We start from the raw sequence: 7,264 nt of genomic DNA, 5'->3' as shown, positions 1-7,264 counted from the left end.
GTTCGAACAGACGTGGCCGCATCAGGTGCCGCAGCCGTCGCTGGACGCGCTTGCGCACCACGGCCCCGCCGACCGCCTTGCTCACGATGAATCCGACGCGCGGGGGGTGTTCCCCTACCGGGAACGCTTCCGCTCCGGCGGTGGTTCCCCGGGCAGCGGGCGGTGGGAGGTAGACCACGGCGAGGTCGTCGCGGGACGCGCGGCGCCCGGAGCGCATGGCTGAGCCGAACTCGGTGCTGTGGCGCATCCGGTTCTTCGGCGACAACATCGGGGCCCTCCCCCATGACAAAGGGACCGGCCGGCGCAAGGCCGGACGGTCCCGAAGAACGTGGGGCTGTGCGTGGCCTAGTGGCTCACGGTCAGCGCGGCGCGTCCCTTGCGGCGACGCGAGGCGATGATGGCGCGACCGGCGCGCGTACGCATGCGCAGCCGGAAGCCGTGGACCTTCGCGCGACGCCGGTTGTTCGGCTGGTACGTACGCTTGCTCACTACTGGCTCCAGGGGCGTGTCAGGAAAGTACTACGACAGGACCCCCAGGATATGCGGGGTCGCAGAGTGCCATGGCCGCGTGCACGCCGTCATCGGGACAGGCGTGGGCAGAATCGTCGGCATAAGCATAAAGAAGATACGACCTGGTCCGGGCGCGGTCAAATCAGGCACGGCGCGGGGGGTGTGACGTCTGCTTCCGCACCCGGGCGGGGATGTGCCCGGGCGAGGGGGTGCCCGGGCGGGGGACGGGGCGTGGGGAGGAGGGGTGAGGACAGGTGGGGACAAGTCGACAGGGCGACCTGTGGACAGATCGTCGTCCACAGGCGTGTGAGACTTCCACAACCCCCCACCCCTGTGGATAACCTCAGCCTGTGGATAACTCTCCCCTCGGCCGGTGTCGGCGCCCTGACAGCCCGGACGAAACCGTCTTACACACAGCCTGACCTGCATATTGTGGATAACTCTGCGCGGAGCCCACAGATCTGCCATCCTGTGGATAACCCTGTGGACAACCTGTGGACAACCGACGCAAGCTGTGGATACCGAGGGGTAGTCAAAGCCTTGCCGGTCGGGCGGCCGCCGGAGTTTTCCACAGGCCCGTGCCGACCTTCACACCGGACATTCCGCCCACCCTGCCCCGGCAGTACCACCGGGGGAGGACAATGGAGAGCCGCCCCGCACCGCCTCCGATCCGGCGCGGGCGCACCCGAACTCCCCGTCCCCTCCCCCACCCGCACGAACAGACCGCACCGAAGGGACAGCAACATGGCAGGTCGCCTTGGCTGACGCACAGGTCAACCTCGCAGCGGTGTGGTCCAGCGTGCTGGACGGGATCGACAACGACTCCCTGCCGCCGCACCAGCGCGCCTGGCTGCCCCAGACCCGGCCCCTGGGCCTGATCGAGGACACGGCGCTGATCGCGGCGCCCAACGAGTTCACCAAAAAGGTGCTGGAGAGCCGCCTCTACCCCACCATCAGCAAGGCGCTCTCCGCCCATCTGGGGCGGGACATCCGGGTCGCGGTGACGGTCGACCCCACCGCGGTGCCCACTCCCCCGCCGCCGCCCGCGGCGGCGTCCCTGTACGCTCCGCCCTCCCCGCACGACATGCCCTCCCCGCACGACGTCAACGAACCGCCCGACACCCACCCCGGGTCCCCGGCGCAGCACGGCGGTGCACCCGGCCTGTTCGACCAGGGCGCCCTGCCCGAGCCCCCGCGGGAACCGCGCGGCGGCCACCACCGCCCCACCGCGCCCGAACGCGCCTACGGGCGGCACGCCGCCCTGCCGCCCGAGGCCGACCTGCTCGGCTCGGGCCCAGACGCCTACACGCACCCGGGCGCCCCCGGGCGGTCCGACGACGCCGCGCACCCGCAGGGCGACTCCTTCACCCAGGAGGAGCTCCAGTACGGCGAGCCCGCGTCCTGGTCGGCCTCGGCCGCCCCCGCCCGGCCGCAGGCCCGCCCGGCCACCCCACCGCTGTGGGAGCAGCCCGTCCACTCCTCCTCCGGCCCGGCCGCCCCGGAGGAGTCCGCCTGGGGACAGGCCGCTTGGACCGGCGAGGAGTCCGGGTGGTCCGGCGAGGAGTCCGGCTGGGAGCGGCCCAACCGCTGGGAGACCCCCGAGTCGGCGGCGCCCGCCGCGCCCCCGGCCGCGCACCCGGCTGTGCCCCCCGCCGCGGAGGAGCCGGAACCGGCGCCCGACCTGCCGCCGCCCCCCGAGGCCGAGGCCGGCACCGACCTGCCCGAGCCGCCGGACTCCCCGGCCCCGAGCGCCACAACGGCCCCGGGGGCCTCGGGGGCCTCGGTGAGCCCGACGCCCCCGGTGGCCCCGACGGCACAGCGGTCGCCCGCCAAGCCCGCCCCCTCCGCACCTCCCGGGCGCTCGCCCGAGGTGCCGCCGGGCGAGCACGCGCGCCTCAACCCCAAGTACACCTTCGACACCTTCGTCATCGGCTCCAGCAACCGGTTCGCCCACGCGGCGTCGGTGGCCGCCGCCGAGGCGCCCGCCAAGGCCTACAACCCGCTGTTCATCCACGGCGGCTCCGGCCTGGGCAAGACCCACCTGCTGCACGCCATCGGGCACTACACGCACCGGCTCTACGAGGGCTCCCGGGTGCGGTACGTCAGCTCCGAGGAGTTCACCAACGAGTTCATCAACTCGATCCGCGACGGCAAGGCCGACGGCTTCCGGCGCCGGTACCGGGACATCGACGTGCTCCTGGTGGACGACATCCAGTTCCTGGAGAACAAGGAGCAGACGCAGGAGGAGTTCTTCCACACCTTCAACACGCTCCACAACTCCGACAAGCAGATCGTCATCTCCAGCGACCGGCCGCCCAAGCAGCTGACCACGCTGGAGGACCGGATGCGCAGCCGGTTCGAGTGGGGCCTGCTCACCGACGTCCAGCCGCCGGAGCTGGAGACGCGCATCGCGATCCTGCGCAAGAAGGCGGTGCAGGAGGGCCTGGCCGCCCCGCCGGAGGTGCTGGAGTTCATCGCCAGCAAGATCTCCACCAACATCCGGGAGCTGGAGGGCGCGCTGATCCGGGTGACCGCGTTCGCCAGCCTCAACCGGCAGTCGGTGGACCTGGACCTCACCAGCCAGGTGCTGCGCGACCTGGTGCCCGGGGCCGACGTGCCCGAGGTGACGGCGGGCGCCATCATGTCCCAGACCGCCGCCTACTTCGGCCTGACGGTGGAGGACCTGTGCGGGACCTCTCGGTCCCGGGTGCTGGTGACGGCCCGGCAGATCGCCATGTACCTGTGCCGTGAGCTGACGGACCTGTCCCTGCCCAAGATCGGCCAGCAGTTCGGGCGCGACCACACCACGGTCATGCACGCTGATCGTAAGGTGCGCGCGCTGATGGCCGAACGCCGCTCCATCTACAACCAGGTCCATGAGCTCACGAGCAGGATCAAGGACCAGCCCTCCTTGACCTGAACTGGGGTGGGGTGGGTTGGGATGGGTCGACCTGGGTTGGGATGGGGCGACCTGGTTTGGGGTGGGTTGGGATGGGGCGACCTGGTTTGGGCTGGGTTGGGATGCGCTGACCTGGGCTGGGTTGGGATGGGTTGGCCAGGTCTGACCCCGGTCCCTCGCCCGAAGGGGCGATGTGTCGGCTCGTCTGCTTGTGGACGTGTCGACACATCGCCCCTTCGCTGTTCCCCGCTGTTGGAATGACGGCGGGGACCGCGTCGCCGTCCTTGCACAAGGCCCCGAACTGCTGTCCCCGCACAAGGCCCCGCGCCGACTGCCGCCGCTGCGACCTCTCTCTCCACAGGGCTGTGGAAGGCGGGTGAGGACCGCGCCGCCGTCCCCGCACACGGTCCTGAAACGCCGCGCCCCTCCTGTGCCGTCCCACCCACAGGGTTGTGGAGGGGAGAGCCAGGGCTGTGGAGGGGAGGAGGGGAGGGGCGCCCGCCGTTCGTACACGCCGTATGTCGCATGTCGCATGTCGCATGTCGTATGCCGCCCCTGGACCGTCGCCCACCCGCAGCCCCGGGGAAGAGGGCGGGGGCGTACCGCCGCTGGCCCCGCAGGGCCCCGAGGCGGCGTGCCGCCGCCGGTACTGGCGGGAGTGTGGGTGCGGGTCACCCCCTGGGGCCGGGGAGGGCGATCGGGGCCGGGGTTTCACTCTCTGGGGCGCAGGTCGTGGTTCTTCCTCCGGACACCCCCTGTGTCTGGGGAGGGCACTGACAGGCGGGGTTACTACGTCTGTGGTCGGGCTTTCAAGCGAGGTCTGTGCAACAGCCTGTTTCCAGTCGGAGCGTCTTTCCGTGGACCTGTGTGGTCGGGGGTGTGCGCTGTGCCCCGACCCGTCCCCTGGAAAAGCAACACCCCCACCGCTCGGGGCGTGAGTCGAACGCGTACGTCTTTGTGGTCTGCCGGGCGTCGTACCGTGGGGACGGCTCCGCGCCCAGCCCGGGTCTGTACGTTCCCAAGGGGTGACCCGTGGAGACCAACGCGACCGAGACCGGCCCCCTACACCGCCCTCCGCAGATGGCGGGCCATTTGGAAACCTGCTCTTGCTGTCTCACCCCCTGGGGCCCGGGTCCAGTCCCGCTCTACCGACACCCCCTGGGGTCGGGGCGGGAGGCCTCGTGCGGCCGTCACCCCCTGCGGCGGGGGAGGCACAACGCACTCCGGCTATGGCTAAGGCCCCGGGCAGGTGACCGGGCTGGGGCTGAGACCCCCGGCAGGCGGGAAACCCCCCGGGGCCGGGGCCAGAAGCCTCCTACTACCGTCACCCCCTGCGACGGGGGCGGCCACGGATGTGGCTAAGGGCTCCGGGAAGGGGATGGGCTGGGGCTAAGGCCCCGGGGAAGGTGGGAAACCCCCCGGGGTCGGGCCAGAGGCCTCCTGCGGCCGTCACCCCCTGCGGCGGGGGAGGCACAACGCACTCCGGCTATGGCTAAGGCGCTGGGCAGGTGACCGGGCTGGGGTTGAGGCCCCGGGGAAGGTGGAAACCCCCTGCGGCAAGGACCCCAGTGGCGTGACCGGGCTGGGCTGAGGAGCCAGGTTGGGTGGGCCCTCCCGGGGTCGGGGCGGGGGAGGCCAGGGATGTGACCGGGCTCTGAGGGCTCCGGGACCCGCTGGGCTCGGGGGGACACGGATGGTCCGGTTCCTCCACAAGCCTGGGCGTACCTGTGCACAACGGGGTGCGGGGACGTTGTCCACAGGGAGTTATCCACAGGCTGGGGCTGTCCACAGGAGGTTATCCACAGGTTTATGCCCACCCTCACCCCGGTTCGGGAGGTCGGTGAGGTGTGGGGGCGGGTGTTGTTGTTCCTGCCCGGAAGTGCGGTGTCGTCCCGGTTTCCGGGCGCGGAGGGGGCTGTTGCCCTGCCCACACCTGCGGCGGAGGCCGATCTCGTCAACAAGCGTTGGCCTCTTTCCTGTGGACAACTCTGTGCACAGCCTCTTTGGGATGCTTCGCCGGGAATGCGCAGGGGGCCGAAAAATTTTTTTCGGCGAGCTCGGCCGAGTTATCCACAGGAGGGGGTCGAAATCTGTGGACAACCCTGTGGATAACCTGTGGACAACTGCGCCGAGGCTGTGGGTAACCCGGGGTCCCCTGTGGACAGGGTTGGGGGTCATCGGGTCACCGGATCACCGGCTGCTGTGGACAACCTGGGGAAAACCTGTGGACAAGCCTGTGGACGAACTGTGGAAAACTTGGGGACAACCAGATTCATCCACAGGACCCCGAAGTTGTCCACAGGGTTCTCCACAGGGCCTGTGGATAAAAATTCCGGTGTTGACCTGGTAAAACGAGGGTTATCCACAGTATCCACAGGCCCTACTACTACTGCGCACCTTCATTAGCCCAAGGGTGGCTTCGAAACGGCAACGCGGAAAATCTGTGGACAACTCGCCGTGACCGCCGAGACCGCCGGGGCGTCAGCGGCAGCCGGTGAATCCGGGTAACGTGGGATCTCGCCCCTGTCCTCCGCCGCCCGGCTCCGAGCGGTGACCCCTAGCAGGAGACCGCGGCCCCGTCATCCACAGCCTGTTGATGAGCGAGTCGGCCCGATCCCCACAGACATCAACGTTGAGGCCTTCGGCCGGGTGCGTCCCGTCCAGGGCGGAAAGTGAGTCGGCAAGTGAAGTTCCGGGTCGAACGCGACGTACTGGCCGAAGCGGTCGCCTGGACCGCGCGCACACTCCCGACGCGCCCCTCGGTCCCCGTCCTCGTCGGTGTCCTGCTGGAGGCCGGCGAGTTCGACGGCCGTCAGCAGCTGCGCCTGTCCGGTTTCGACTACGAGGTCTCCACGCAGGCCGTCGTCGACGTGGACGTCGAGGAGGCGGGCACGGTCCTGGTCACCGGCAAGCTCCTGGCCGAGATCACCCGCAACCTTCCCGCACAGCCTGTGGAGATCTCCACCGACGGTGCCAAGGTCGTGGTGACCGGCGGCAGCGCCAAGTTCACGCTCACCACCATGCCGGTGGAGGACTACCCCACGCTCCCGGAGATGCCCGGTGTGAGCGGGACCGTCGGCAGCGACGCCTTCGCCGCCGCGGTCGGCCAGGTGGCCGTCGCCGCCGGGCGCGACGACACCCTGCCGATGCTCACCGGTGTGCGCGTCGAGATCGAGGGCGAGACCATCACCCTGGCCTCCACCGACCGCTACCGCCTCGCCGTGCGCGAGCTCACCTGGAAGCCCGAGGACCCGGGCCTGTCCGCGGTCGCCCTGGTCCCGGCCAAGACGCTGCACGACACCGCCAAGTCGCTCACCTCCGGCGCCGAGGTCTCCATCGCGCTCTCGGGCAGCGACGCCGGCGAGGGCATGATCGGGTTCGAGGGCGGCGGCCGCCGCACCACCACCCGCCTGCTCGACGGCGAGTTCCCCAAGTACCGCGCCCTTCTGCCGGACACGTTCAACTCCGTGGCCGAGGTCTCCCGTTCGGAGTTCGTCGAGGCCGTCAAGCGCGTCTCCCTGGTCGCCGAGCGCAACACCCCGCTGCGCCTGTCCTTCACCCCGGGCCAGCTGGTCCTGGAGGCCGGGACCGGCGAGGAGGCCCAGGCGGTCGAGGTCCTGGAGGCCGAGCTGGAGGGCGACGACATCCAGATCGCCTTCAACTCCGGCTACCTGCTGGACGGCTTGGGCGCCATCGGTACCGACGTGGCCCGCCTGAACTTCACGACCTCCACCCGGCCGTCGATCCTCACCGGAAAGCCGGCCGCGGAGGGGGCCGAGCCCGAGTACCGCTACCTGATCATGCCGGTACGACAGCCGAACTGATCCCGGCTCCGCGGCCCGGCCGGCGGCGTCC

General features: G+C 70.3%; 4 protein-coding genes. 2 read left to right on the top strand and 2 right to left on the bottom strand.

What is annotated here, in order from left to right:
- A partial coding sequence (gene rnpA / locus ACJOT3_RS33440) for a ribonuclease P protein component (protein WP_406977135.1) occupies positions 1–268 on the bottom strand: 268 nt, incomplete at its 3' end.
- A 77-nt stretch (positions 269–345) separates the two neighbouring features.
- Positions 346–489 carry a 50S ribosomal protein L34 gene (gene rpmH, locus ACJOT3_RS33435; RefSeq protein ID WP_013155858.1) on the bottom strand — a complete coding sequence of 48 codons (144 nt, stop codon included), beginning with the start codon at positions 487–489 and terminating at the stop codon, positions 346–348.
- 778 nt (positions 490–1,267) lie between these two features.
- Between rpmH and dnaA the strand changes: the two genes are divergently transcribed.
- Entirely contained in the window at positions 1,268–3,430 is a 2,163-nt protein-coding gene (dnaA, locus tag ACJOT3_RS33430; protein WP_489685967.1) for a chromosomal replication initiator protein DnaA, read from the top strand.
- Positions 3,431–6,093: 2,663 nt separating this feature from the next.
- Entirely contained in the window at positions 6,094–7,233 is a 1,140-nt protein-coding gene (dnaN, locus tag ACJOT3_RS33425; RefSeq protein WP_406977134.1) for a DNA polymerase III subunit beta, read from the top strand.
- Positions 7,234–7,264 lie beyond the last annotated feature (31 nt).

This window comes from Nocardiopsis protaetiae (assembly GCF_045446735.1).
Taxonomy (GTDB): domain Bacteria; phylum Actinomycetota; class Actinomycetes; order Streptosporangiales; family Streptosporangiaceae; genus Nocardiopsis; species Nocardiopsis protaetiae.
Note: the sequence above shows the minus strand (reverse complement) of the source record. Positions and strands in the feature narration are given on the sequence as shown.